General features: G+C 68.5%; 20 protein-coding genes. 6 read left to right on the forward strand and 14 right to left on the reverse strand.

From position 1 onward, the window contains the following. The 9 genes from MKK64_RS19860 to MKK64_RS19900 form a co-directional block, all read right to left on the reverse strand. Positions 1–552: ABC transporter ATP-binding protein (locus MKK64_RS19860; protein ID WP_243936630.1), on the reverse strand; the 552-nt coding region annotated here is incomplete at its 3' end. After that, positions 545–1,372, reverse strand: a complete 828-nt coding sequence (locus MKK64_RS19865) for an ABC transporter ATP-binding protein (RefSeq protein ID WP_243936633.1) — start codon at positions 1,370–1,372, stop codon at positions 545–547. The genes MKK64_RS19865 and MKK64_RS19860, both read right to left, overlap by 8 nt. Further along, entirely contained in the window at positions 1,369–2,397 is a 1,029-nt protein-coding gene (locus tag MKK64_RS19870; protein ID WP_243936634.1) for a branched-chain amino acid ABC transporter permease, read from the reverse strand. The genes MKK64_RS19865 and MKK64_RS19870 overlap by 4 nt, the downstream gene beginning before the upstream one ends. Beyond that, positions 2,394–3,266: a branched-chain amino acid ABC transporter permease gene (locus MKK64_RS19875; RefSeq protein WP_243936635.1), complete on the reverse strand. Its 873-nt coding sequence runs from the start codon at positions 3,264–3,266 to the stop codon at positions 2,394–2,396. Before MKK64_RS19875 ends, MKK64_RS19870 begins: the two co-directional genes overlap by 4 nt. Positions 3,267–3,339: 73 nt before the next feature. Beyond that, positions 3,340–4,491, reverse strand: a complete 1,152-nt coding sequence (locus tag MKK64_RS19880) for an ABC transporter substrate-binding protein (protein WP_243936636.1) — start codon at positions 4,489–4,491, stop codon at positions 3,340–3,342. Positions 4,492–4,528: 37 nt separating this feature from the next. Continuing rightward, a complete protein-coding gene (locus tag MKK64_RS19885) occupies positions 4,529–5,752 on the reverse strand; it encodes a xanthine dehydrogenase family Fe-S subunit (protein ID WP_243936638.1) in 1,224 nt (407 codons plus the stop codon). Beyond that, complete coding sequence (locus MKK64_RS19890) at positions 5,749–6,615, reverse strand: FAD binding domain-containing protein (RefSeq protein WP_243936640.1); 867 nt, start codon at positions 6,613–6,615, stop codon at positions 5,749–5,751. The genes MKK64_RS19885 and MKK64_RS19890 overlap by 4 nt, the downstream gene beginning before the upstream one ends. Beyond that, positions 6,612–8,915, reverse strand: a complete 2,304-nt coding sequence (locus tag MKK64_RS19895; protein ID WP_243936705.1) for a xanthine dehydrogenase family protein molybdopterin-binding subunit — start codon at positions 8,913–8,915, stop codon at positions 6,612–6,614. The genes MKK64_RS19890 and MKK64_RS19895 overlap by 4 nt, the downstream gene beginning before the upstream one ends. Before the next feature lie 65 nt (positions 8,916–8,980). Next, positions 8,981–10,255, reverse strand: a complete 1,275-nt coding sequence (locus MKK64_RS19900; protein WP_243936642.1) for an amidohydrolase/deacetylase family metallohydrolase — start codon at positions 10,253–10,255, stop codon at positions 8,981–8,983. A gap of 122 nt (positions 10,256–10,377) precedes the next feature. Between MKK64_RS19900 and MKK64_RS19905 the strand changes: the two genes are divergently transcribed. Next, on the forward strand, positions 10,378–10,899 hold the full coding sequence (locus MKK64_RS19905) for a MarR family winged helix-turn-helix transcriptional regulator (RefSeq protein ID WP_243936644.1): 522 nt from the start codon (positions 10,378–10,380) through the stop codon (positions 10,897–10,899). 130 nt (positions 10,900–11,029) lie between these two features. Here MKK64_RS19905 and MKK64_RS19910 read toward each other — a convergent pair whose 3' ends face one another. Continuing rightward, positions 11,030–11,377 carry a 2Fe-2S iron-sulfur cluster-binding protein gene (locus tag MKK64_RS19910; protein WP_243936646.1) on the reverse strand — a complete coding sequence of 116 codons (348 nt, stop codon included), beginning with the start codon at positions 11,375–11,377 and terminating at the stop codon, positions 11,030–11,032. Between the two features lie 143 nt (positions 11,378–11,520). After that, on the reverse strand, positions 11,521–12,423 hold the full coding sequence (locus MKK64_RS19915) for an ArdC family protein (RefSeq protein ID WP_243936648.1): 903 nt from the start codon (positions 12,421–12,423) through the stop codon (positions 11,521–11,523). A 1,001-nt stretch (positions 12,424–13,424) separates the two neighbouring features. Here MKK64_RS19915 and MKK64_RS19920 point away from each other — a divergent pair. Next, positions 13,425–13,670 carry a hypothetical protein gene (locus tag MKK64_RS19920; protein ID WP_243936650.1) on the forward strand — a complete coding sequence of 82 codons (246 nt, stop codon included), beginning with the start codon at positions 13,425–13,427 and terminating at the stop codon, positions 13,668–13,670. Between the two features lie 206 nt (positions 13,671–13,876). Then, positions 13,877–15,055: a hypothetical protein gene (locus MKK64_RS19925; RefSeq protein ID WP_243936652.1), complete on the forward strand. Its 1,179-nt coding sequence runs from the start codon at positions 13,877–13,879 to the stop codon at positions 15,053–15,055. A gap of 528 nt (positions 15,056–15,583) precedes the next feature. On the opposite strand, the gene MKK64_RS19930 is transcribed toward MKK64_RS19925, so the two are convergent. From MKK64_RS19930 to MKK64_RS19940, 3 genes are all read right to left on the reverse strand, one after another. Further along, complete coding sequence (locus tag MKK64_RS19930; RefSeq protein ID WP_243936654.1) at positions 15,584–16,822, reverse strand: phospholipase D-like domain-containing protein; 1,239 nt, start codon at positions 16,820–16,822, stop codon at positions 15,584–15,586. Between the two features lie 259 nt (positions 16,823–17,081). Further along, a complete protein-coding gene (locus MKK64_RS19935) occupies positions 17,082–17,669 on the reverse strand; it encodes a hypothetical protein (RefSeq protein ID WP_243936656.1) in 588 nt (195 codons plus the stop codon). Between the two features lie 431 nt (positions 17,670–18,100). Continuing rightward, positions 18,101–19,318: a PGN_0703 family putative restriction endonuclease gene (locus MKK64_RS19940; RefSeq protein WP_243936657.1), complete on the reverse strand. Its 1,218-nt coding sequence runs from the start codon at positions 19,316–19,318 to the stop codon at positions 18,101–18,103. Positions 19,319–20,016: 698 nt separating this feature from the next. Between MKK64_RS19940 and MKK64_RS19945 the strand changes: the two genes are divergently transcribed. From MKK64_RS19945 to MKK64_RS19955, 3 genes are read left to right on the forward strand one after another with little or no spacing between them, the layout of a single operon-like run. Continuing rightward, positions 20,017–21,837, forward strand: a complete 1,821-nt coding sequence (locus tag MKK64_RS19945; RefSeq protein WP_243936659.1) for an ABC-three component system protein — start codon at positions 20,017–20,019, stop codon at positions 21,835–21,837. Then, positions 21,837–22,376: a hypothetical protein gene (locus MKK64_RS19950; protein WP_243936661.1), complete on the forward strand. Its 540-nt coding sequence runs from the start codon at positions 21,837–21,839 to the stop codon at positions 22,374–22,376. The genes MKK64_RS19945 and MKK64_RS19950 overlap by 1 nt, the downstream gene beginning before the upstream one ends. A 5-nt stretch (positions 22,377–22,381) precedes the next feature. Further along, positions 22,382–25,204 carry an AAA family ATPase gene (locus MKK64_RS19955; RefSeq protein WP_243936663.1) on the forward strand — a complete coding sequence of 941 codons (2,823 nt, stop codon included), beginning with the start codon at positions 22,382–22,384 and terminating at the stop codon, positions 25,202–25,204. Position 25,205 lies beyond the last annotated feature (1 nt).

Raw genomic sequence — 25,205 nt, forward strand, 5'->3', positions numbered from 1 at the left:
CCCGGCATTGCAGATCGCGCGGATCACCGAGAACATCCGCTCGACGATGTTGGGGGCAAGCCCAAGGGACGGCTCGTCGAACAGGACGAGCTTGGGCCGCGCCATCAGCGCCCGGCCGATCGCCAGCATCTGCTGCTCGCCTCCCGAAAGCGTTCCGGCCGCCTGCGCCCGGCGCTCGGCGAGACGCGGGAACTCGCCGTAGATCCGGGCGAGGTCGGCGGCGATGCCGACCTTGTCGCGCCGGAGATAGGCCCCCATCGCGAGGTTCTCGGCGACGCTCATTTGCGGGAAGACCCGGCGCCCCTCGGGGCAATGGGCGATGCCGTGGCCGAGCACGCGGCGCGGGTCGGCTCCGGTGATGTCGCGGCCCTCCAGACGGATCGAGCCCGAGCGAGCAGGGACGAGGCCCGAGATGGCACGCAACGTCGTCGACTTGCCGGCCCCGTTGGCGCCGACCAGCGCCACGAGCTGCCCGGCCCGGACCTCGATCGTGAGACCTTTCAGCGCCGTCACGTGTCCGTAGCCGCAGACGAGGTCGCGGATCTCAAGCATCGCTCGTCTCCCGTGCGGCGGCGGCCCGGTGGGCGGCCTCGCGGGCCGCGCTGCCTTGCCCGAGATAGGCCTCGATCACCGCCGGATCGGTGCGGATCGCCGCCGGCGGCCCCTGCGCGATCAGGCGTCCGTGGTTTAGCACCGCGATGCGGTCCGAGACCGCCATCACCATCGGCATGTCGTGCTCCACCAGCAGGATCGTGACGCCGTCGTCGCGGATCGCCCGGATCAGGCGGACGAAGACCTGGGTCTCGGAGGCGTTCATACCCGAGACCGGTTCGTCGAGGAGCAACATCGCCGGGTCGCTGGCGAGCGCCAGCGCCACGCCGACGAGGCGTTGCTCGCCATAGGCGAGCGCGCCCGCCTTCTCGTTCGCGCGGGCGGCGAGGCCGACCCGGTCGAGCAGTGCGAGCGCCCGGTCTCGCGAGGCCCGCTCGGTGGCGCCGTCGCGCCCGAGCAGGGTGTCGAGCAGGTTCGGACGGTCCCCAGAGGACCCGCGTCGGTGCAGGCCGATCATCACGTTGTCGAACACGGTGTCGTCGGGGAACACGCTAGTGCGCTGGAAGGTGCGTGCGAGCCCGAGCCGGACGATCTCGTGGGGCTGTAGGCCGCTGAGCGGGGTCCCGCGGAAGCGGACTTCCCCACGGCTTGGCTTCAGGAAGCCTGTCATCACGTTGAAGGCGGTGGTCTTCCCGGCCCCGTTCGGGCCGATCAAGCTGACGATCTCGCCCGGATGGACGTCGAAATGCAGGTCTGCGATGGCCACGAGGCCGCCGAAGCGCACCCCGACATGATCGATCGCGAGGAGCGGCGCGCTCATGGACGCACCTCGGCGGCTAGCGCAGTCGAAGCCGGCGCGGTGCGCCGGCGGACGAGGCCGGCGAGCCCGGGCACGATCCCCTTCGGCACCATGAACAGGATTGCGATGAGGACGAGGCCGTAGACCATCCACTGCGCCTCGGGCGCCATCACGGGGCGGAGCGCCACCGGCAGCATCCCGAAGATCACCCCGCCGACGATCGGCCCGAGCAGGGTGCCCTTGCCGCCGCCGACCACCATGATCACCATCGTCACGGTCGTGGAGAACTGGAACACGTCCGGGTCGATGATGCGCAGATAATGCGCGTAGAGGCTGCCGGCGGCGCCCGCCATGCCCGCCGAGATCACCGCGGCGATGGTGAGCGTGCGGGTCGCGTCGATGCCGACCGAGAGCGCGAGCGACTCGTTCTCCTTGAGCCCGCGCATCGCCCGGCCGAAGCGCGAGCCGACGAGGCGGGCGACGATCAGGTAGCAGAGCGTGCCGACCGCGAGGACGAGGTAGTAGTTCTGCAGCTTGGTCTTGAGGGTCCAGGTGCCGAGGCCCGGAAGGCCGAGGGTGAAGGCCGGAATGCCGGTGAGCGCAAGGGGCCCCTGGGTCAGCTCGACCCAGTTCAGCGCCACGAGCCGCACGACTTCGGCGAACGAGATCGTGACGATGACGAAGTAGGCGCCGCGCACCCGGAACGACAGCCGCCCCACGAGCCAGCCGCACGCGGCGGCCGCCAGGATCGCCAGGGGAAAGCCGATCGCCGCCGGCCAGGGCTCGTGCACGACCCGCAGGCCGAAGCCGAGGTCGACGTCGAAGCCGAGGCTCGTCAGGGCGCTGACGTAGGCGCCGATGCCGAAGAAGGCGATGTGCCCGAGGCTGAGCTGCCCGGTGAAGCCGAGCAGCAGGTTCAGGCTCATGGCGGCGACGATCAGGATGCCGGTCGTGATCAGCGCGTTGAGGAGATACGGGTTGGTGCCGAGTACCAGCGGCAGTAGGCCGAGGCCCGCGAGGATGGCGAGGGGCGCGAGTCGGGTCATCCGATGCGCTCCGCCTTGGCGAACAGGCCGGTCGGCCTGAACACCAGCACCGCGATGATGATCAGGAAGCCCATCGCGTCGCGGTAGCCGGAAGAGATGTAGCCGGCGCCGAGTTCCTCGGCGAGCGCCAGGATGAAGCCGCCGATCGCCGCGCCGGTGATGTTGCCGAGGCCGCCGAGGATAACGATGGCGAAGGCCTTCAGTTCGGCCATCCCGCCCATCTGCGGGAAGACGACGTAGACCGGTCCGAGCAGCGCGCCCGCTGCGGCGGCGAGGCTCGAGCCGATGGCGAAGGTCGCGGTGTAGATCAGCCGCACGTTGACGCCCATCAGGGCGGCGGTGTCGTGGTCCTGGAAGGCCGCCCGCATGGCGAGCCCGAGCCGGGTGCGGTTGATCAGAACGTAGGTGAGCACGATCAGGGCCAGGGCCGCGCCGAGGACGAACAAGCGGAGCCACGAGACGGAAACCGGTCCGATCTGGAGCGGCGCCTCGGGAAACGGCGTCGGGATTGCCTTGGCGACGCCGCCGAACAGCCAGAGCGTGCCCGATTGCAGCACGATGCCGGCCCCGATCATCACCAGCATGGTCGTGTCGATGTCGGAACCGCGCAACGGTCGCAGCAGCACAAGCTCGATCGCGGCCCCGAGGACGAGACCCCCGAGGATCGCCGCCGGCAGCGCCAGGAAGAAGTTCAGTCCGAGCGCGGCCACCGCGAGGTAGGTGAGGTAGGCCCCCACCGTGTAGAGCGCCCCGTGCGTGAAGTTCACGACGTTCATGATCCCGAAGATCAGCGTCAGCCCGATCCCGAGGAGCGCGTAGGTGCCCCCGAGGACCAGGGTGTTGAGGAGGTGCTGGCAGAATTCGGTCATCGGGCGGTCCCTGTCCGTCTCGGGCGGGCCCGGCCGGGCTCGGTGCCGGCCGGGATCGATCGGGCTGGCGGCGTCAGAGGGTCGGAACCGCGACCTTCCCGTCCCGGATCTCGATCAGGTAGACGTCGGGCTTGCTCTGCCCGCTCTCCTTGCCGGCGGGGCCGGCCTTGGTGAAGCGGATCGGGCCGTTGAGCCCGGTGAAGTCGACCGACCAGAACGCCTTTGTGATCGCGGCGGGCTCGGCGGAACCCGCCTTCTCGATCGCCTGCGCGATCGCCCGGATGCCGTCGTACCCGCGGAAGCTCTCGGTGACGCCGGCGAACTGGAAACCGCGCGTCTTCCATTCGCCGATGAAGTAGGCAGTGGCCTGCGGGTTCGGGGTCTTCTCGGGGAACCAGGGCAGAAAGGTCGTCAGGTGCATCGTGCCGTCGGCGGCGCTGCCGGCCTGAGCGATGATCTGGTCCGGGTTCTGTGAGCCGCCGGTGGTGATGATCCGCTTCTTGAGGCCGAGCGCGGCCATCTGCTTGAAGATCAGCACCAGTTGATCGACGGCGCTGGTGATCATGATGGTGTCGCTGTCGGAGGCCTTTAGCTTGGAAAGCTGGGCGCTCATGTCCTGCGCCCCCTGGTCCATGGTCTCGACGAGGCCGATGGCGACGCCCTTGCCCTTGAGCATCGTGCCGAAATCGGCCGCAGCCCCACGGCCGAAATCGTTGTTCAGGATGAGGAAGTCGACCTTCTTCAGCCCAAGCCTGGCGACCATCGGCGCAAACGTCTCGGCCTCCAGGGACGAGGGCGGCGAGATGCGGAAGACGTACGGGTTGCCGGACGTGGTGATCTTGCCGGATGAAGAGGTCTCCACCAGCATCGCGGTCTCGTAGTCGGCGAGCTTCGGCATCACCGCCAGCGTCAGGCTGGAGCCCCAAGCGCCCATCAGCACCGGGGTCTTGTCGCTGGTGATCAGCTTCTCGGCCACCGCCGCGGCCTCGGTGGGGTTGCTCTTGTTGTCCTCGATCACGAGTTCGATCTTGCGCCCGAGCACGCCGCCCTTGGCGTTGATCTCGTCGGCCGCGATCTTCGCGCCGTTGACCACGTAGGTGCCGGACGCCGCGAACGCTCCGGTGAGCGGCTCGTTGACGCCGATGCGGATCGCCTGCGCGTAGGCCGTGCTCGATGCGAGGACCAGCGACAGGGCCAGGGCGGGGGCGAGGGTCTTGCGGGTCATGTCGGTCTCCGGGACGTCGTGAGGCGATGGGGGAAGGTCAGGACCGCGTCCCGCGCCACGCGGCGAACCGCCGGCGCAGCGGATCGAGCAGCAGGCCGAGGATCAGGCGGATCGGATGGAGGTCGGCCGGCGGTGCGGGCGCTGCGCCGGACAGCCGGGCCTCCAGGTTGCGCGCGAAGTCGGCCGTGAGCCGCCCCGCGAGATCGCGCACGAGCCCGGGGCGGCCGAACTGTGCCAGCGGACCCTTCAGGGTGTAGCCGACCGCGAGCACCACCTGCGCCGTGCCGGGGGCCTCGCCGGGTTCGACCCGATACCGGATCTCGCCCTCCGTGGCGGAGCGTCCGCCCGCGTCGCTGCCCGCCCCCAGGATTCGGCCGGCGCGGACGGGCGCGTCGCGCCAGATCCGCGCCCGGCCCGCGAAGCGCGCCGTGATCGGCCCGATCCGCACTTGGAGCGCGCCCTCGACCGCATCCGGCTGCGGCGTGCCCGTCAGCACGGCGCCCGGCAGGCAGGCGGCGACGGCCGCCACATCCCCGAACAGGGCGAACACCGCCTCGGGGGGATGGGCGACTGCGAAGGTCTGCGCGAAGCCATGCGCGGGCTCGAAGTCGTCCGCGATGTCGAGGATTGCGGCGGGAGTCGCGACCGGTGGGCGGGCGGCGGGCGGCGTCGCGCCTCCGGCGACGGTCGTCCCGATCCTGGCGCCGACGGGCCCGAGCGCGCGCCCGGCCTCCGCGCCGCCATGCGTCGCGGCGGGAATGCCCCGTGCGCGGCGCTCGGCGATCACCGTGCGCACGGCCCGGACGATGCCGGCGTAGCCCGTGCAGCGGCAGAGGTTGCCCGAGAGCCCGGCGCGGATGCGCCGCTCGTCGGCCTCGGGCAGGCGGATGACGAGGTCGCGGGCGGCGACCAGCATCCCCGGGGTGCAGTAGCCGCACTGGAGCGCGTGTTCGCGGTTGAACGCGGCGCGCAGTTCGCCGGCGATCGGATCGTCGTCGAGGCCCTCAATGGTGGTGACGACGCTGCCCTCGCAGGCGCCGCCGAGGGTGAGGCAGGCGCGGGCCGGCTCGCCGTCGAGGAGCACCGTGCAAGCGCCGCAGACGCCGTGCTCGCAGCCGAGATGGGTTCCGGTCAGGTCGAGGGTATCGCGCAGCAGGTCGGCCAGATGCGTGCGCGGCTCGGCCTCCGTGCGGACGGCACGACCGTTCACCGTGAGCGCCAGGGGCATCCGGTCGTCGCGGGCGAGCGCCGCCGTGCTCATGCGGCCTCCGTCAGGGGTACCGGTGCGGGACGCGCCGCCTGCGCGACGGCGCGGGCGAGCACGGTGACGTGGACGTGGCGGTCGATCGCCTCGGACATACCCGCCTCCCGCAGGGCGTCGTCGGCCGCCCGCGCATCGAAGCGCTCCGCGAAATCCGCGCCGATGCGGCCGCCGAAGAGCGGGCGGGCGTCGGAAAGCAGGAGCGGCGCCTGCTCGATCGCGCCGATCACGACCCGTCCATGCCCGGCCTGATGATCGACCAGGACGGCACCGATGGCGTGGGCGAACTCGCCGATCTTCGAACAGTGCTTGACGTAGCCCCAGGCGAGGCCGTGCGGGACCGTAGGAATCCGCACGGCGACCAGCATCTCGCCGGGCTCCAGGGCCACGTCGAGGGCGCCGCGGACGAAGGCGTCGAGGGCGAGGCGGCGGCGCCCGGATCGCGAGGCCAGCTCGACCTCGGCGCGAAGCGCGAGCAGCGCCGTGACCCAATCGGCGGCGGGGTCGGCGTGGACGAGGCTGCCGCCGATGGTGCCGCGGTTGCGCACGGGACGGTAGGCGATGGCCGAGGCGACCCGCGCCATGGCGCCGCCGGTCACGTCCGGCACCCGTCCGTCCTCGATGTCGGCATGCGTGACGCAGGCGCCGAGCACCAGGGTCGCGCCCTCGAGGCTCGCCTGCCGCAGCTCGGGGATGCCGGTCACGTCGACGACCCGGTCGGGCTCGACGAGGCGCAGGTTCAGCATCGGCCCGAGCGACTGGCCGCCGGCGATCAGCTTGACCGCGCCGTCGGCCTCGGCGAGCCGATCGAGGAGCGCAGCGAGGTCGGCGGGGCGCTCGTAGGCGAAGCGGGCGGCCTTCATGCGGCGGCTCTCGCGCCTATGGCCGTCCGATGATGGGCGGCGAGCACGGCTTCGACGATGCGGCGCTGGCTCATCGGCGACCGCAGCATCTCGACGCCCAGGCCCCCGAGCGCGTCGTTGATCGCGTTGGCGAGAGCCGCAGGCGGCGCGATGGCGCCGCCCTCGCCGATGCCCTTCACGCCGAACTGCGTGTAGGGGGAGGGCGTCTCCATGTGGTCGATCCGGGGATCGGGCACCTCGGCGGCGCCGGGCAGGAGATAGTCCGCGAAGGTCGAGGCGAGGGGCTGGCCGCGGTCGTCGAAGGCCATCTCCTCGTAGAGCGCCGTGCCGATGCCTTGCGCGAGCCCGCCGCAGATCTGGCCGTCGACCACCAGCGGGTTCACCAGCACGCCGCCATCCTCGACGATGACATAGTCCAGGATCTCGACCGCGCCGAGGTCTGGATCGACGGCGACCACCACCGCGTGCGCGGCGTAGGAGAAGGTGCCGGAATCGCGCTGCGGCTTGTAGCCGGCGGTGACCTCGAGGCCGCCCGGGTTCACGTCGGGCGCGAGATCCTGCGGCCGCCGGTACCAGGTGCGGGCGATCTCTTCGAGCGACACGTCGCCCGTCGGGCCGACCACGCGTCCGGCCGCGAACCGGCACTCCGAAATCTCGGCCTGGAGCAGGTGCGCGCCGATTGCGAGCGCCCGGTCGGCCAGTTCCCGGCAGGCGGTGGCCACCGCGCCACCGGCCATCACCATCACCCGCGAGCCCCAGGAGCCGGTGGAATAGGGCGTCATCGCGGTGTCGCCGTGGACGAGACGGGTTCGTGCGACGGGCACGCCGAGGATCTCGTGGGCGACCTGGGCGAGCGTCGTCTCGAGGCCCTGGCCGTGGGAATGGGCGCCGATGCGCAGTTCGAGGCCCCCGTCCGGGGTCAGGCGGGCGCCGGCCTGTTCGTGGCCCGGCACCATCGGGATGCCCCAGCCGGAATAGACCGAGGTGCCGTGCGCCGCCTGCTCGCAGTAGATCGACAGGCCGAGGCCGACCCGGCGACCGTCCGGCTCGCCCGCGGCCTGCCGGGCGCGCAGGGCCGGCAGATCGACGGCGTCGAGCGCGCGGGCGAGCGCCTGCGGATAGTCGCCGCTGTCGAAATGCTTGTTCGTGATGTTGTCGAACGGCATCTGCTCGGGGCGCACCAGGTTCTTCGCGCGCACCACCCACGGCTCGATGCCGGCTTCGCGGGCCACCGCGTCGAGCACGAGTTCCAGCGCGAAGCAGACGCCGGTACGCGCCACCCCGCGATAGGGCAGGATCGGGCACTTGTTCGTCGCCACCGACCACGTGCGGCAGCGGTAGCTCGGGAAGTCGTAGGGACCGGGCAGGATGCTCGCGACCTGCGCCGCCTCCAGGCAGGCCGAGAACGGATAGGCGGAGTAGGCTCCGGAGTCGACGGTGGCCTCGCAGTCGATGCCGCGAAGCGTTCCGTCGCGGTCGGCATAGGCCGTGATGCGGTAATGGTGCTCGCGGCAATTGGCGTTGGCGGTGAGGTGCTCGCGCCGGTCCTCCAGCCAGCGCACCGGGTGGCCGCAGCGCAGGGCGAGCCATGCGAGGCAGATCTCCTCGGCGAGCAGGATGCCCTTGTAGCCGAAGCCGCCGCCGACATCGGGCGCGACGATGCGGATGCGGCCCTGCTCGATCCCGAGGCACTCGCTGAGGCCGTTGCGCACGATGTGCGGCATCTGGCTGGCGGAGTGGACGACGAGCTGGTCCATGCGGTGATCGAGATGCACCACGGCGCCGCGCCCCTCGAGCGGCGCCATGCACTGGCGGGCGGTGGAGATCGTGCGTGAGACCTGGATCGGCGCATCGAGCGCGTCGGCGAAGTTCACGTCGACCTGCGTCTCCAGGAAGACGTTGTCGCCCCAGTGCTCGTGGACGAGCGCCGAACCCGGTTCGCGGGCGGCGAGCATGTCGTGGACGGCCGGAAGCTCCTCCAGGTCGAGGACGATCGAGGCGGCGATATCCTCGGCCTCGGCCCGCGTCGGCGCGACGCAGAACGCCAGCAGCTCGCCGACCTGCCGCACCTTGCCCACGGCCAGCACCGGCTGCTCCGAGACTTTGAAGCCCGGCAGCCCAGATACCGCGCGGATCGGCTGCACGCCGTCGAGATCGGCCGCGGTGAACACCCGGTCGCGATAGGCCTCCGGCACGTGGATCGCCCGGATGCGGGCATGCGCCAGGGGACTGCGCAGGAAGGCTACGTCCTGCATCTTCGGCATGCGGATGTCGCCGACATACTGGCCGCGCCCGCGCATCAGGCGGTCGTCCTCCTTGCGCGGCAGGCGGGCGCCGACGCCCTCGCCGAGGATCGGTCGCGCCGTCACGCCGCGATCGCCTGCGGCAGGATCGGCGAATCCGCGTCGAAGCGCTTGCCCGCGCGCAGGCAGAAGGCCGGCTGGAGCAGCCGCTGGGCGATGACTTGCGTATCCTCGTTGTCGCGCAGGAGAAAGCGGCCGCGATGGTCGTGGAGCACCGACACGTCGGCGGCGAATCCCGGTGTCAGCGCGCCGATTCGATCGGACAGCCCCAGCATCTCGGCCGGGTGCGAGGTCACCATCGGTACGACCTGCTCCAGGGAGAGGCCGAGCGCCATCATCGAGCTCATCGCCTGGGTCAGGCTGAAGCGTGCCTGTCCGAGGAAGGGGTGGTTCTCGTCGTCGTGGTGCTCGTCCGGGGTGCCGGCGGGCTTCGGCACCTCGGTGTTGTAGCCGTGCATGTCGGCGCCGAGGGTGTAGGGCATCACGCCCGCCGGCAGGGAGGCGCGGGCGACCCGGTAGGAGAAGTGGCTGCCGTGGCCGACATCGACCCGCAAGCCCGCATCCATCGCCGCGCGGATGATCGGGTGGACGACGCCGTCCTCGTTGATGAAGCCGCCCGGATGCCGGGTGAAGGGATGGGCGAGGTAATCGCCGGGGCGCAGAAGCGGGATCACCCGCTCCATGATGGTGTTGGCGTCCTCGCCGTTGGCACCGCTCTCGGGCAGTCCCCAGAGCTGGCCGAAATGCACGTAGAGCGGCAGGTCGGAGCGGCGGCTGATCTCGGCCGCCATCTCCATGACCTTGATGCCCCAGCGGGCGAACCCCCCGATCTCGGCATGGCCCTTGATGCCGCGCACGAGGTCGCGGTTTTCGGTGGCCGACTTGACCGTCGCCTCGATGTCGACGCCGTCGGGGCTGTAGAGGTTCGGGTAGAAATGCCCTTCGAGACCGCCCACGAGGTAGGCGGAGAGGAAGGCGTAGATCCGCGTCTCGGCCTTCTCCGCGACGAAGTGGCGGAAGCCCGGCAGGGTCATGCAGGACGGGCCGCCCTGGTCGATCACCGTGGTGACGCCGGAGCGCACGCCGACCATGTCGGGCGGCAGGCCGAAGCGGCCGGTGACATACTGGTAGACATGGCCGTGGGTGTCGATCATGCCCGGCAGCACCAGCTTGCCGGACACGTCGACCACCTCTGTCGCCGCCGATGGGACGACGGACTCGGCGACCGCCGCGATACGCCCGTCGCGGATCGCCACGTCGCGGATGCCGTCGATGCCGGAGGTCGGGCAGATCACGCGTCCGCCGCGCAGGAGCAGATCAAAACGGGGATCGTCCATAGGACTGCCTCATCATCGGAGCGCCGGTCGCGTGGACGCTCTGGTGCATCGAAAAGCGAAGTATGCTTCGTAGTTGCCGATATGCAGTCTGCGTGCCAGACTGGTTCGAAGGGTGAATTGCGATGGACGAGAGGATCGCCGACGACATGGCCGCCGACTGCGAGGAGACGGAGACCAACGCTGGCGCCGCCCGCACCTGGCCGCTGGCTGAGCGCCCAGGCTTCCTCGCGCGGCGCCTTCACCAGATCCACGTGAGCCTGTTTTCCGAGCGCTGCGCCTCGTTTCGGATCACGCCGCTTCAATACAGCCTGCTGTCGTTGCTGCGGGACCTCGACGAGGCCGACCAGACGACGCTGGCCAACGCGGTCGCGCTCGACCGGACGACCACAACCGGGGCGTTGAAGCGGCTCGCGACCCGAGGTTTGGTTAGCCGATCGACCTCCCTGGCGGATCGTCGGGCGCAGATCTGTCGCATCACCGCGGAGGGTAGGGCGCTCCACGCTGCGATGGAGCACGCCGCCCACGAGGCCCATGCCTTAACGATCTCAGCGCTCGGCGCACAGGATCAGGACGTTCTCGTCGGGCTCTTAAGGCGCGTCGTAGCGGGCCACGATCATCGCCGGGGCCATCTCGATCTCGGGTAGTCCACGCCGCCCTTATCGTGAGCAGCTTACGACTGCTTCGTGACCTGTTCTTGGATTATTGACCTCGACCGTCCCGCACCGACGCGGCCGACGGGGGGCGAACGCCCCCCGTCGATCCATCGCGGGCCCGTCAGAGGTCTAGAGTCACGCCGACCCGGGCGCGCGAGACGCACGGGGTCATCCGCTCCTGGCGTTTCCCGATCGGGAGCACCGCATCGCGGTGGATCACCGTACCGTCGCGGTAGCCGCATTCGCAGGCGCCGCAGACACCGAGTTCGCACGAGGAGGGCAGGGAGAAACCGTGGTCGCGCAGCACGTCGAGGAGCGAGCGGTCCGCCGGCACGTGGAGTACGGCGCCGGTGGAGGCGATTCGCGCGTCGAACGGTTCCGGCTTGAAGTTTTCGTCTGAGACAGCGGCGAAGTGCACGACACGGACCTGCTCGAGCGGCCAGCCGTTTGCGGCGAGCGCCGCCTGCACGGCCTCGGTGAGGCGCCGAGGACCGAAAGCGTAGACATGGGTGTTCGCGTCGGGGCCGCGCAGGAGCGCCGGATCGAAGCGCCGGCCTTCCTCGGAGAACCGAGCGGCGCCGAGGCGCTTAACTCGTACAGGCCAACCACAGATTACAGAGGCCCGAAGCGCTCTATCCCCGGTGCTTCCCGGGTGCCCGGTTGCAGCGCGGTGAGGTAGTCCGCGGCCCGCGAGCCCTGTGCGGCCGCGTGGCTGAGTGCCCGCGGATCAGCCCGCAGCAGCGGCGCCCATGAGGCGCAGTAGGCGGCGTGGTCCGGGTGGGGCGTGCGCGCGAGCCCAAAGTCGGCCAGGACGAAGGCGGCGCCGAGCTCGGCCACCAGCTCCTCGGCGGCGTAGGCGCGGGCGCCGAACCGGCCGGTCAGATCGCGGGCGAGCCGGTGTGGGGCGCCGGTCCAGTGCGTGAGCTCGTGGGCGAGCGTGCCGGCGCGGCCCGTGGCCGTGTGGAACGCGATGCGGGGCGGCAGGTGGATCGTGTCGGTGGACGGGACGTAGCAGGCGCGGGTGCCGCCCTCGCGGATCGTTGCGCCGGTCGCCGCAACGAAGGCGTCGAAGGACGGAAGCGGGTCGGGCGGCGTGAGGGTAGCAGTGTCCACGGTCTGCGAGGCGGCGTCGACCTGGGCGGCGTTGAAGAGGTGAGCAGCGCGGGCGACGAAGGGGGCGCCGTCGGGCGGGTCGATGTCGCTGGTCCCGGCGCGGGCGCTTCGCGGCAGGTCCTTATAGAAAAGCACCAGCGTGCCGCGCTCGGCCTTGCGGACCTGCGCGCCGAGGGCGGCCCATTGCCGGTAGGTGGCCCAGCGCGCGTCCGTGTAGCCTTCAGCCTGGGCCGCGCACCAGAGGGCCAGGACGTTGATGCCGCGGTAGCGTCGTCCGGTGCGGGCATTACGCGGCATTGGGTCGGCGCCGTGCCAGGGCGGGGACCACGAAGCGGGGTCGGCGGTCTCAATCTGCGCGAGGATGGCGGTGGTCACGCGGGCGTGCAGGTCGGGCGCGGGCATGAAGGGCAGGGCTCCGGGCGGCCGCGGTGTCGGCGGCTCGGCCGAAGTTTCCCGGGACGGCAGGTAGCGTTCACCAGATGGGTGGGGCCGGTGCGTGTTGCAGCGGGCCGGTGGTGATCGGGGGTCTCTGCCTCGGCCGGTGTCTCGTCTGCGTCCCGGAGTGTCTCCGCCTGCCCGCTCGTTCTGGATCTTGGTGGACGTTTGAGGGAGACTGGCTTGCTGAAGGCAAGGCTTTGCCGATGGCGGGCAAAGCCGCGCCCGCCCGCGAGGGGTTCCGGATCTCGGAGCCACGTCGTCGGTCGACCGGCGGATCGAAGTGCAACCTTGTAAGAGGCAGGCCGGGGCTGTGCTGTCGGCCTTTACGCACCGCTTCCCGTCAGCTTGGACGGCCAGCGCGGACGGACCCGTCCGCTCGATCCGCGGGACGTCGGGGTCGTCTAGGAGGGTTGGGGCTACCCGTCATCCTCCATCCTGCGGTCCCGCGCGCGCGAGACCCCTTGCAACCGATGCCCTTCGGTAGTTTCCCTGGCTGGTTCCCATCCCGCCTGGCTAGCGGTTGAGGCGCAGGGGCTCATAGGGAGCGTGGCTCTGAATCTGGCGAACTAGGAGCTTGCCGCCACGTCCAGCATTAGAGCGAGCGTGACGCAGCTGGTACGTCGACGGCGCGAGCGGAGAAGGTCCAGCGTCCGCTTATCCTTCGCTAGAAAAATTGCGGGTGGTCGGCCCTGCGCCGGTTGTCGGAAGAGCTTCGCGCCCCACATGCGAGTTGCTGTTAATGGCGCCTGTGCCCCCCGGCCCAGTCCCCAAGCTTGAAAGAGGAGTCCCGCCAGTTTGGCGGGCGGTCTCCAGCTAAGCTGCCTCGCGGTGGTTTAATTGGAAGTACCCGGTCGCTGTTGCTTCAGCCCGTCAGAGCTTCCGCGCTTCGAGCGTGATGATTTTGCTCTGCTTAGCTGAGGCCAGTGTTCCGTAGTACTTCTATCTCTCAAGCAAAGGAGTTTGCCATGAGCCGCCAGTTCAAAAATCGCCAGTCGGGAGCGCCGGGTCAGGGCGCGTCGAAAACGTCCGTAGATCGCGGAGCTCTGGCCGATCTCGTCTCGCATATTCATCGCCAGTTGGACGCGTCACAACCGCCCAAGGTTAGGGGCCGTCCTACCTACGTGATGCCGCCGTTGGTCGAGATCCTGGCGAGCATGAACGTTGGAGCTCGTGGGGATGCCGGCGAGTCGCCCGAGGTGCTGTCGAGCTGATGGGCCGACGATAAGTGTCGCGGGGCTGAGGCACGTCGACCAGGATCGCGTTGCCTCAGTCCCGTTTGAGCCTAATTGACCGCACCCGGCTGTACGCGCGGTCTCCGTTTTTTGTCAGGCGCAGGCTCTGCCAGTGCAGTAATGCCCGCGACGAGGTCATCGGGGAATTTGCTGCTGCGCGCCGTGACCAGCCCGAGAGTTTCTCCATGGCGTTCAAGCCCCGTTCTGTGTTCTGCCGCGATCGATTTCAGGACACCGATACTTGGTCCAAGTATTTATACGAATGCTGCGCGATACCCGGCACCGACTTCGATCTAAGTCTCGTTACCGGCCACTTCGGGACCTTACTGCGCGCGATGTGGGACGAGCCACCCGATCCCCTCTCGAGCTATGACTACCTGCAGCTGGCGCAGGCGGGGCGGCCAGATATTTATGTACGAAAGCTGCCGTCCCGCCATCTGTTCGTGCAGCCAGTGGTTGCCGAAGGCTCCGTTTCGCCTCCCGCATCCACCTATATTACGCCGAAGGAGTTCAGCGAGCACTATACGGCGGCAGCGTTTGCCGCCCATCACGGTTTGACATGCGAGACGGCTATTACCTTGTGGTGGGGTGCGCTCGGCGTTCCGAATGCGGTAAGCGCGCAGGACACTTTCTCTCGTTTCTTGAAAGACTTAAACGCCTGGCTACATGAGCGACATCTGCCAACTGTTTATTTCTTCAGTCACGAGAGCAGCGCGCGGATCGGCGTGCATACCCATCTTGCGGTTTATCTGTGCCTGTCGACGTACTCCCGCTCGAAAGCACGCGATGAGTTCCGTCGGTGGGCAATGGGTTGGCCGGAGCGGAATGGGTATGGATCCTGTCCGCGGGCAATCCGGGTAACTGGTCCGGCGAGGAAGACTCCATGGCTGCACTGGCACCGCTTTCACTATCAGGTAAAGGGCTACGACCCGCAGGGGGTCGTGCGGCAGGCATATAACTCGCAGTCCGCGACCGATGTGATGCTGGGTGACCTGATCGCGTGTCCTTGGCAGGACCCCGGCGTGGTCACGATGGTGCCGCGCCTAGGCCATGCGTTGAATCTTGGCCCGGCTCGCCGTCGGATCGGTATCCCAGACGGCTGCGACGAAGTTCGGAATTCGCCACGGCCGAAGAAGTTGTCAGTGCAGCGAGCGATGAGTCTTGAGGAACAGTTGGGAAGCCTCCGGACACCTACGGTTCCCCGTCCCCCGTTCACGTCGCGATACGAGGACGGGTGGCGCGACGTTCGCTGGTTGTATCCGTTGGAGTTTAATACGCGGGTGACGAAGTTGTCGTACGAGCCCGAGCCGTCACGGCGGCCTCCGCCGCCGGAAAAGCTCCGATTAGAGATGGAACTCATCTGAGGCAACGCAAATGCTGGCGTCCAGCCCATCGGCATCGGGACGCTTACCCCGTTGACGCGCTGGTTGAACCGTCCGCGGAACAGTAAACGAGGGGGCGTTCGCCGATGCGGGTGCCTCCTTTTGCCTTTCTGGGCCTCCCCCCTCTTCGCCGGCGGGGGTGACGAACGTCGGCATGTCAAACGTCGTCCCCGTGTTACGCCGTGTCGGCAGAGGCTAGTCCGCGAGCGCCTGTGACATCTGCCTCGTCCCAAACTAGGCAGATGGTTGCTGGAAGAAACCTAATTTTCCTTGTCCGTGCAACGGGTTATCTGGGCGTGGACGACAGGTTTGTGACTATACGCGGATTTTTCCAGGGTCCAGTCCGAACTCCGCTCGAAAGTCGCCCCGATTGAGGACTCCATCCTGTGGGGTAAACCTGACGCTTCCTGTCTATCGGCCCAGTTACACATCGCGCCGGTATCCGCGTTGGGTTGATGAACTGCGGGACGGCCTGCCTGCTGAGATTGCTATCCCCCAGCTAATGGTCGCCTACGCCGTCTCGCTGCCAGTCGGCACGTAGACGAGGCAATCGAGAAGGGCCGCCCGGGCGTTGGCGAGCGTCTGCTCGTACCGGTTCGCGGGTTTCGGGTGGCAGTACCACTCCTTCGTCGAAAGGAACGCGAGCAGATCAGAGTAGGATTTTGCCCGCGGGCCGCCCGGGACGTTGCTCAGAGCGCTGCGGGGCAGGCCGGATAGCTTAGCGAGGCCGGGGCGAGAGCCATTGTTCACCGAGACGGCCCGGTCGGGCCGAGCCAGGGCGAGCAATCTCGTCGCGACTGCAGGACCGAACCGCTCCAAAGCCGAGACTTGTCGAATGAATGCGACAGCGGCGTCGGGGAAGGCGGCGTCAGATGCGTGGATCGGCCCCCGCAGACATGACCGGATGTGCTCCCTAATCTTCCGATGTGGGCCGGTGTTTTTGAGAAAGGTAGTCTTGACCTCTCCAGCCCCCTGCATCGAGCCGAGGAGGCCGTAGCCCATGACGTCGTCGGCGTTGTCCCGGATGCCTAGTAGAACGTGGTAGTCGACATCGCTGAGCTTATCCCAGCTCTCCCGGCGTGTGATCTCCATCCCGAGGGTGACCGTGTTGAGCCAGCTGCTTGCTTCGCCATCCACGGTGCATTTGAACTCCCGCTGCCAGAATGAACTGGCCACCCTTAGTGCACGAACGAAGGACGGCCAGTCCGAGAGATTTTGTGCGATCGCCCAGAGCGCCTCGTGTGAGGTGGGCGGTTCCAGATCGGTGGCCTGGCCGAAGAGGGACGGCTTCCAGTCCGCCTCGTATCGATCCAAACGCGGGCAGCAATCGGCGTCTAACCCGGTCCAGAAGCCGTCGAACCAGGCACGCGCGGTCCCGCCTTCGTCAGGTAGCTCCGCGACGATCTCGGTGTTCTGCTCAAAACCGCAGCGGGTGAGGTTCGCGCTGCCAATCCAGACCAGCGCCGTCTCGCCCCGGTGGAAGATGATGAGTTTGGGATGGAACAGAGGTGAGCCGCCGGGGAGGCGCAGCCGAGCCGTCTCATGAATGAGGCGCAAAGCCCGCGGGTGAGTCGCCGTTCCGGTCGTACCCACGATGGCTCTGAGTGCCTTGGGCCGGGCCTTCGCGAACTCGTGCAGCGCCGAGAATGCTTCGCCGAATGACATCCAAGCCATGGCAATGTCGACGCGATCGGCCGCTCCAAGGCAATCCTTGAGACGGGTGAGGAGTTCTTCCTGCGTCAGAAACATACACGGCCTTGATGCGCTTGCTCCGCATTTGAACGCGAGACAACGGACGACGTCAAATTCTTTCTTCCGACGGCCTCATGCCTCTTAGTAGTGCGCAGTCATTGTAGATGTCCGACTTGCTTTATTGGGTCAATTGTTGTCAGGGAGATGGCGCGCACGCCGACTCTGGCCGCCTCGTCATACAAGTGCGAGCTGGAGCTCGCCGGGCGCGCCCCAGGCGGCATGTCGGCAGAATGTCCGTGGTCAGAGGTGCCAAGTTTCAGACACTTGGCGGGGAGGGGATCGGCGCGAGAAGGGCGATGGTCCGGGTGGGGGCCTGCCGCGTTCGGAGGTCTGGTGGTCCCTGGCCATCGCGAGCTTGCTTCTCCAAACGCCGGAGCCATAGGTCGGGGAGGCTGCCTAGGGTGTGCGTCAGGTCGTTGGGCCACCAGGGTTCGCGCACGAAGTTGACGGACAGGGTCACGCGGGTGGCGAGCGTCGGCCCCGGCCGGACGAGCGGCGTTAGGTCAATGGTAAGCGCTAGGGCGGGCGTCTCACCCGCGCCGGAAAAGACCACGTTGCCGCCGGTATCGGCCGTGAGGCGTGTGGGCGAGGTGTGTCGCGTTCGCAGGGGGCGGAGCTCGCTGATACCGCTGTGCGGGCAGTGCAGCGTGACCGCACCATGCCCGTTGGGGGTGGGATCGAGGTCGATCGCGACCAGGGGTGGTCGCTGCGGGTTCACCGCTGCCAGTCTGAAAAGACCCGGGTGCAGAATGGTCTGCGCGAGGTGGCGCGGGGTGGCGTCGATCAGGCGGCTTGTCGTGAGCGTACGGATGTCGCGGCGGTGATCGTTGTGGTGGAAGAGCATGAAGGGGCATCCCTTGGTAAGGGACGCCGCACCGGGACTGCAGCGGTGGTTCGAGGTAAGGACGCAAGGGAAGTAGCGCCTGTCATGCGCAGACGCGGAAGTTCATGTCCGGTAAGTCGTGTCTGCGGCAGGGTTCCGGCGCGACGCCGTCGATCGACAAGGCCTATTGTAAACTACAGTGATCCGCTCTGATAGATTTTGGCTTCGCAGGACTCTAATGAAGCCACCGAGGTTTTGCGATGGGTTGTTGGTTGCGGCATGTCTGTACCGATTGCGCTGTTTGGACGAAGGGGTCCGTACTGTCGCGGTCAGCGTCGTTGGCGGCCGGACCGTCGTGGAAGCCACGGCGCGGTCGACTGCTGCGCCGGGGACGAAGCGGGGTGCGGGCGCCCGTCTGGTTGGGGCGGGCGCCCGTGGTGATAGGGACCGTGTCAGGCCGCGCGAGCGATTGGTTCGACTGAGAGTCGAGTTGCGTGCGGCCGGCGCCGTCGGACGGGCCGCGCCGGGGCTATCGGTGTATCGGTCGTGGTCGGTGCGGTCGGTGCCGTGGCGGGGAGTGGCGTGACAGCGGATGCCGGCGCCACGGCAAGGTCGAGTTCGCCGTCGACGAGCCACCAGTCCGTGTAACGGCGATGAAGTGCGCGAGCGTGGTTCGGGAGGCCGGCCGTCGCTAGGGCTGCGAAAGCATGCTCTAGGGTCAGGGGGACGAAGGGGATCGGGCCGGCCTGCGGGTCCGTGAGATGGCGCGTGTACGTTGCCGCCGCTGCGTGTGCGAGTTGGTTGTGGGTGGGGGCGATGAAGGCCAGCGTCGCCGTGTCCGCGAGGCCGGCGGTGAGCATGGCGCTCGCAAGACAGTGCTGGCGGTAGAGCTGCTGGCAGGCGGGGCCGGTAAGTGTCGGGTTGGCCGGGTCTACGAACAGGCCGGGGGTGGTGCGAGCGATCTCCGCGTGGCGCGGGTGGGGCGGTGGCACCGGCTCGTTGCCCGCTTCGCTGTACTTGATCTCGATGCAGAGCAGGGCCCGCGCGCCGGTCGCATCCCGGCCACGAAGGACGACATCGTAGGCGGTGCGGTCGGCAGTGAAGCGTGGGTCGCCCCGGCCCGGCGAGTGCTCGAACAGGATGTCGGTGACGTGGGTCATTGTGCCCGGCAGCAGCTCGTTGACGAAGCAGGTGGCCAGGGTCGGATTGCCGGTGAGCAGACCGAACAGGTTGAAGGCCAGGGGCTGCGAGGACAGCAGGTTGGTCTTGAGGCGGTCGACGTCGTAGGCCGCGCCCGGCTCGCGGTAGGCGAGGGCGCGGGCGACCACCGGGACGATGTCCGGATGAAGGAAGTTGGCGCCGAGCGTGCCAGCCGCGGTCGAGATGCGCGAGCCCAGCCGGCGGGGGCGGTGCGGTTCGCGGCGGTCGACATGGGTTCCCATCGCGAGGCCGCGGCCCTCGCGCCAGAGCGCCTGTAGGAAACGGGCGGCGGCCATGAAGCGGTGGTCGGCGGGGACGAAGACGCGGTGACGGCGGCGGGCGGCCTCGGGGATGACGGGCACGCGGTCGATCGTGCCGAGCCCGGAGGGGTCGAGGACGGCGCGGGCGGCAGCCGCGAGAGGGGTGGGGTTGTCGTTGGCTGCGGAGAGCAGAGGGGCGGTGATGTCCATCGGGGTGGTCCTGGGCACGGCCGCGGAGGTGCGACTGGCCAGGGGTTCCCGGATGGGGCAGCAGAATGAACGACGAAGGGGACGCCGCAGCTTGTGGTAGAATGGGCAGCGCGAGTCGGCGGGGTGCGGTATGGTCGATGAACCCAGCTACGATCGATCTTAGAGCTACCGGTCCGTCAGGGGACGGCAGTGGTCGAAGCAGCCGACGGCTGGATTGTTAGCGGAGAGGTAGGGCGGGTAGGGGCAGAGGTATCGGCGTAGGGGAGGTAGGGTAAGGCAGTACCACCATCCAGCCGGCTGCGTGGGTGGGTGGTGTGCAGCTCCTCCGGTCTGGCTGATGTTTTCGCGAAGATAGTGGGCTCGACACTCGTGGTGCACTTGCTGCTGTGCGTCAAAGCGCCGTCGCCCCTTTCAAGATACGCCGATTGCGTTGAAAAACTTGCGATCGTCATAGATGAGGCGCCGGGCGGACGAGCAGTCTGCCTTGATGAGGGGCCGGCCGATAAGGCCAAGCTCGGCTACGGCACCAAGATCAGCTTAGCTAGATTCGGCAGATTCTGGGAGGCCGCCGCGAGGTGGAACTCGTCCTTCGCTTCGTCTCGGCAATCTTGGTGGTGGATAGCGCTTGCGCACTATCCCTTGTGATTGCTGGGTGCTGTACCGTGAACGACTGACGTGGGCGCAAGGCCGTCCTGCCCATGGCCCAACGGATTCCCGACATCGCACGCATGCCGCTCCCAATCAGAGTCAGTCATGAAGGCAGCATCGCGACGTTCGACATCGGTTTTGGTCTGCTGCAGCATCGCGAGGTGCAGCTTTGCCTGGTCCAATCTCACCAGGTGGAGATAGGCGTCATCGAGCGGGATGCTTCGCGACCGTCCGTCGTAGCGGCCCTTACGCAGTTGTTCGCGCGTATTCCGCCAGGGAACGGCACCGCACTAGACCATCTTTTGCCCGGTCGATTTCCGACGCTCGTCCTTGCCCCCGAATACGCGCTTGGCTCGCAGGATTGGGATGCCGTCGACGCGGCGGTCCGGTCCTGCCCCCGCACCCTGATCCTCGTCGCCGGTTTCGGCGTCGCGAACGGGGGAGGCATCGAGGCTTGGCTCGACGGCGGAGAAGGGCGTTATCCGGCCTGGGACCGCGAGGGCGTCGGCCCCCTGGGTAACGACAACAGGTACGGGGCCGGATGGTGCTGGGTCCATCGCCCCGGCGAGGGAACGGCCTGCATCGTCTTCCTCAAGACATTCCTGGAGCAGGCCCACGAAAGGCAGATGCCGCACATGCGGCGTGGGATGTCGCTGCTGCGGCTGCGCTTGGCCGACCTCGACCTGTTCCCGTTGATATGCGCGGAGGCCGTGCAGACGGAGGCGCCGGGCGCCCCAACGACGAGGGAGCGCATCAGGGCCGCGCTCGAAGCTGACGCGCGGGACGCCCATCCCGTCTTGGTCACCGCCAGCTTGCTTCAGGAAGCGCCAGCTAACATGAACTGGCGCCGGGCCATAGACCGGTTCGTCAACGACATCTCGGCGACGCGCCGCGTCAGTTTCGTGACGTGCAACCAGGCATGCTGCCCGTGCCATTCCGAGGAGGAGGTGGACCGCTGGCGGTCCCTCAGCGGCGCTTTCGGCCCGTTCTCCATCTTCCCGCGCGGCCTGCGGGCTTCAGGAGGCGGTCGTCCGGTCTCGGTGCCGGGGACAGTGGAGGGCGTACTGGTCCGGGGCAGCGGTCCCCGAGTCGCAGCAGGGCCGCTAAGCTTCCATGCCCCCGGACCCGCTACCGCACTGGACCTATGGAAGATCGAGTGTACGGTGCCGCTGACCGGCGAGGGGCTCGGGACCAGACTGGATGTCGACGAGATCGCGGAGGCGCACGAGCTTGACCGCCTGACCCGCCGGCTGCCCCTCGGGCCGGGCTGGAACGCCCGGCTTCCCAAGGGACTCGAAGCCGTGAGGCATCATCTCGCGAGCACAGCGCACCCAGTCGCGGCGAGTCTGTTGTCCTCGCTGCTGAGCGGTACCGCCGGGACGCGGATCAACCCGGATAAGCTCGAACCTCATTTAGAGATCCTGGGCGAGGCCCTACACGGCCTGGCCGCGTTGGCGGGCGTCGCTGGCATCGAATGGCACGGCGCTGAGGACCGTCATGGCCAGCTTCGGCTTTCTGGGTCGGGCACGCACGTCCTCGTCTGGCGAGACCCCGTGCGTAACGGGCAGGAGATGCTGCGGCTCCTTGAGGCGTGGGCTAGGACACCGACCGCGCATCCGCATCTCATCGTGGTGGGCACAGGCCGGCGCCAGAACTTGCCGGAGGGCCCGGTGACGGGCGATAGGCGCTCGGACTTGACTGAACCGCCGGCTGAGCCCGGCGACATCTCCTTGCCACGCACGCAGCGGGCCGTGACCTGCGTCGGGCTTCAGCGCGTGGCGGACATCTACATGGACGGGTCCGTACCCGCTGCGGATGCCGCTGCGGCGCTACTCGATCTTCTAGCCGCGGCGGACCGGGAGGCGGCGTGATGCCCGATTGGCCTTATGCGACCCTCGACATGCTCTCCGACCAGGTCGGCCTTTCCCGGGTAGAGCAGCTTCCCGCCGGTTACACGGGGGCGGTCGATCCTCCCGAGGAAGCCGCGTTCTGGGTCGGCACCTATGCCGGGCTGCTGTTTTGGCCCGTCGCTGAGGCCGGGCTCGCCGAGGCCGCGAGGGCCGGGCAGGCTTGGCTCGACGCCTTGCTGAAGGCGGACGAGGATGGACAGACCCCGATCGATGGCTACCTAGTGCTGGCGTTGGCCTCCGCCCCCGAGCCGGAACTCGTCCGGGCCCTGGAATTGTCCACACAGGTCTGTCGGAAGCACGTGATCTGGCCCGATGAATGCGAAATCGGCTGGCGAGGGTTAGCCGCCGTTGGCGTGCTCGGCCTGCCTCGAGAGGCCGCCCGCGTGCGCAGGCAGGCGCGACCCGTCCTCGACGCGGAGGCGGAGGCCCTGTGGCGTCGCATCGCCGAGCACGGGCACCTCGCCATCGCCGCGGAAGAAAGGAGCAAAGTCGAGCTGTGAGTGGATTGCGGATCAATCGCCTGCACGTCGATGCGTTCCGCGGCATCACCGGCTCGGTCGAGCTCGACCTGCGACCGGCTCTGACGGTCATCTACGCCGCCAACGGGACCGGTAAGACCACCTTGTGCGACGCAACGGAGTGGCTGCTGACCGGGCAAGTCCACCGCCTCTGCACAGGCAACGCTTTCGATTCCGCCCTTCTGGTATCAAAGTTCGCGCCTGAAACCGAGCCTACCGTCGAGGCGGAGTTGGAATTGGACGGCCGCCCTCTGTACCTGCGGAGGGACAGGAACGGCGCGCGGCTCGGCGCGACACGGGACCAAGCACGCCCGGTACAACCCGGCGCCCTGCTTGCCACGCTTACTGCGCCGTTCCGGCAGGACGCAGGATGGGAGCCCCATCACGCCACGGCGATCCGGAGGCGTCAGCAGTTCCTCCGGGCGACCCACATCCTAACCGCGGAGGAACTCGCCACGCTGCTCGACACCGACCCGGAGACGCTCGGTCGCCGGAAAGAGATCTTCGCCGACTTGCTCGACATCCGGGAGGAGCATGATTCCTCCGGCCGGCTAAGGCGTTACGCGGACGCCTTACTCCCGGACGAGAACGCGCTATCCCAGGCTGTGGACGATGCGAGGAAGGAGTTCGCTGCAGCCGTGAGAACACTCCAGCGCTCGGGCCCGCGTCCCAGCGACGAGGAAACCCATTCAGGCGAACGGCTTCTTGGCATGAATGCCGGATCACCAGGCCCACGGCGGGTGGAGGCTCTAGCCGCCGAGATTTGGCGGCGGCGGCAAGCCCACGCTGCATCGATATCAGCCATGGCGGCGGTGGACGAGGGCTGGGCATCACGGCGGGCGACCAGCCGGGAACTCGCGGACGGCCTTGTGGAGGAAGGCCGCTTGTCTACGGCGCTCGGCGTGGCCAGGGTACGCGCGTCGGGACTCGCTGCCCGGGCGCGAGCCACGAGCGAGGCATTCGAGGACATCGACCGCCGCCGTGCAGAGTCGGTTAGGTTCCGTAGCGCCGTTACCCCACGGCTGCCGGAGGTTACAGCCGCTGGCGCTGCCGCGGGCCTCGCCCCCGATGCCACCTTCGCCGCCCTCCGGCGCCTTCCCGAGGCCAGGATGTCCGTCGCGTTGCGGCACGAGCGCGCCACCGAGCTGGCCGCGCTTGGGCAGCTCGCCATCGGGATGCCGGAACTCGAACGACGCATCGCCAACGTGGATGACAGGTTATCCCGGTTACTTGCCTCGCTGCCTGACGAGGGGGAAGTACGGCGGCGGGAAGGGGAACTCGCGGCTGCGTCCGGCAGCCTAGAGGCGGCCCGGCGTAGGCTGGCCGAGATCGGCCAGCCGCTGCAACGGCTGCGTGCCGAGGCGCTAGCGTTCCTCGACCATCGCCACGCGGATGCCGATTGCCCGGTCTGCGGCCACGATTGGCGGACGCACGAAAGGCTGCGGGCCTCCGTCGAGGCGATGCTCGGCGGCTCATCACTCGTGGAGGGCCTAGAGCGGGAGGTCGCGGACGGCGAACGCCGCGTCCGGCAAGCCGGGGCCGCGGTCGCTGAGGCGACACGATCAAGGGGCAAGGTCGATACGCTTCGCCGCTCGCGGGCGCAGGACACGCAGGTCAGGGCCGATTTTGCCCGTCGGGTCCGGCACGTCGGTCTCGCCACGACGGTCACGGACCTACCCGGGGCCCTGTCCCGCCTCCGCCGGCGCGTCGAAGCCGTAGAGGCTCTGCAGGCGCTAGAGGACGAACTGGGCCCGCGCACGGCCCGCTTCCGCCTGGCGCTCCCGGACGATACCCCACTCCGGCTGGCGACGGCCCGTTTCTCATCGGTTTTAGAGGCGGAACTGGCGTCCGTCTCCCGGGAGAGGCAGGCCACGCAGGCGGCGGCGGCCGCGGCGGCGGAAGACTCCGGGGCGGCACAGGCCCGAGTTGAGGCCGCGCAGGCCGAACTTGAGGCGTTGCGCGGGCGGCTTACCCACCTTCGGGCGCTTCACGACAGCCTCGCGCGAGCGTGGGCCGTCGTCGCGGGTGATGCGCGGATGGGTGTACGGGCCCGCGACGAGGCTCGCGAGGTCCTTAAGCATGTCGACGCGGTCCTAACGCGGGCTGAGGCGCATCTCGGCGCGGCGAAGGCCGCCCTCGCGACAGAGGTCGACCGCGAGCGCGTGCGGCAGCTCAGGGCCAGGTTGACGCGCGAGCGGGGTCGTCTCGAACTGATCCGGGGCGGTCGGGCCGCCGCCATGCGCGGCGCCGAGGCGTTCGAGCGCCATGCCGCGGAAGCGGCGCGCCAGCGCGTTGTCCAACTTTCGGCGGTCGTCAACCCGCTGTTCGCGCGCATGCACGCGAACCGGCTGATCGACCGCATCGAGTTCGGGGAGGGAGCCGATTTTCTGAGATGGTGCGCTGGCGCGGGAGAAGCGACCCTGGACCCGATGCGCGACTTCAGCCAGGGACAGCGTCAGGATCTTGCGTTGTCGCTCTTCATCGCCCGGGCCCGGAGCCTCGGGGGGACCTTCTTCCTCGACGAGCCGGTTACACACATGGACGACCTGAATCGCGTCGGGCTGCTGGATGTCCTGCGCGCGGTCACCCTGTCCGGTAACGGCCATCTTCGGCTCGTCGTCACCACGTCAAGCCGTCTGCTCGCGCGCCATCTCGCGGAGAAGTTCGCGCGCGTCGCGCGTGACCGGGATCTCCCGCCGATGCAGGTCGTCGAGATGCACGGCAACGGCAGGAACGGGGTGGCAGCCGCGGTGATGTTCCCGGGCCGGGCAGCCCCGGCGGTTGGCATCGCCCCCACAAGGAGGGCCTGAG

The organism is Methylobacterium sp. E-025, assembly GCF_022829705.1.
Classification (GTDB): domain Bacteria; phylum Pseudomonadota; class Alphaproteobacteria; order Rhizobiales; family Beijerinckiaceae; genus Methylobacterium.

What these genes read in the sequence shown, in the direction of transcription:
- MKK64_RS19945 (WP_243936659.1), top strand. Translation starts at nt 20,017, where the DNA reads ATGGCCCAACGGATTCCCGACATCGCACGCATGCCGCTCCCAATCAGA.
- MKK64_RS19875 (WP_243936635.1), bottom strand. Translation starts at nt 3,266, where the DNA reads ATGACCGAATTCTGCCAGCACCTCCTCAACACCCTGGTCCTCGGGGGC.
- MKK64_RS19940 (WP_243936657.1), bottom strand. Translation starts at nt 19,318, where the DNA reads ATGGACATCACCGCCCCTCTGCTCTCCGCAGCCAACGACAACCCCACC.
- MKK64_RS19905 (WP_243936644.1), top strand. Translation starts at nt 10,378, where the DNA reads ATGGACGAGAGGATCGCCGACGACATGGCCGCCGACTGCGAGGAGACG.
- MKK64_RS19915 (WP_243936648.1), bottom strand. Translation starts at nt 12,423, where the DNA reads ATGCCCGCGCCCGACCTGCACGCCCGCGTGACCACCGCCATCCTCGCG.
- MKK64_RS19900 (WP_243936642.1), bottom strand. Translation starts at nt 10,255, where the DNA reads ATGGACGATCCCCGTTTTGATCTGCTCCTGCGCGGCGGACGCGTGATC.
- MKK64_RS19920 (WP_243936650.1), top strand. Translation starts at nt 13,425, where the DNA reads ATGAGCCGCCAGTTCAAAAATCGCCAGTCGGGAGCGCCGGGTCAGGGC.
- MKK64_RS19930 (WP_243936654.1), bottom strand. Translation starts at nt 16,822, where the DNA reads ATGTTTCTGACGCAGGAAGAACTCCTCACCCGTCTCAAGGATTGCCTT.
- MKK64_RS19950 (WP_243936661.1), top strand. Translation starts at nt 21,837, where the DNA reads ATGCCCGATTGGCCTTATGCGACCCTCGACATGCTCTCCGACCAGGTC.
- MKK64_RS19885 (WP_243936638.1), bottom strand. Translation starts at nt 5,752, where the DNA reads ATGAGCACGGCGGCGCTCGCCCGCGACGACCGGATGCCCCTGGCGCTC.
- MKK64_RS19895 (WP_243936705.1), bottom strand. Translation starts at nt 8,915, where the DNA reads ATGCGCGGGCGCGGCCAGTATGTCGGCGACATCCGCATGCCGAAGATG.
- MKK64_RS19925 (WP_243936652.1), top strand. Translation starts at nt 13,877, where the DNA reads ATGGCGTTCAAGCCCCGTTCTGTGTTCTGCCGCGATCGATTTCAGGAC.
- MKK64_RS19870 (WP_243936634.1), bottom strand. Translation starts at nt 2,397, where the DNA reads ATGACCCGACTCGCGCCCCTCGCCATCCTCGCGGGCCTCGGCCTACTG.
- MKK64_RS19935 (WP_243936656.1), bottom strand. Translation starts at nt 17,669, where the DNA reads ATGCTCTTCCACCACAACGATCACCGCCGCGACATCCGTACGCTCACG.
- MKK64_RS19890 (WP_243936640.1), bottom strand. Translation starts at nt 6,615, where the DNA reads ATGAAGGCCGCCCGCTTCGCCTACGAGCGCCCCGCCGACCTCGCTGCG.
- MKK64_RS19880 (WP_243936636.1), bottom strand. Translation starts at nt 4,491, where the DNA reads ATGACCCGCAAGACCCTCGCCCCCGCCCTGGCCCTGTCGCTGGTCCTC.
- MKK64_RS19865 (WP_243936633.1), bottom strand. Translation starts at nt 1,372, where the DNA reads ATGAGCGCGCCGCTCCTCGCGATCGATCATGTCGGGGTGCGCTTCGGC.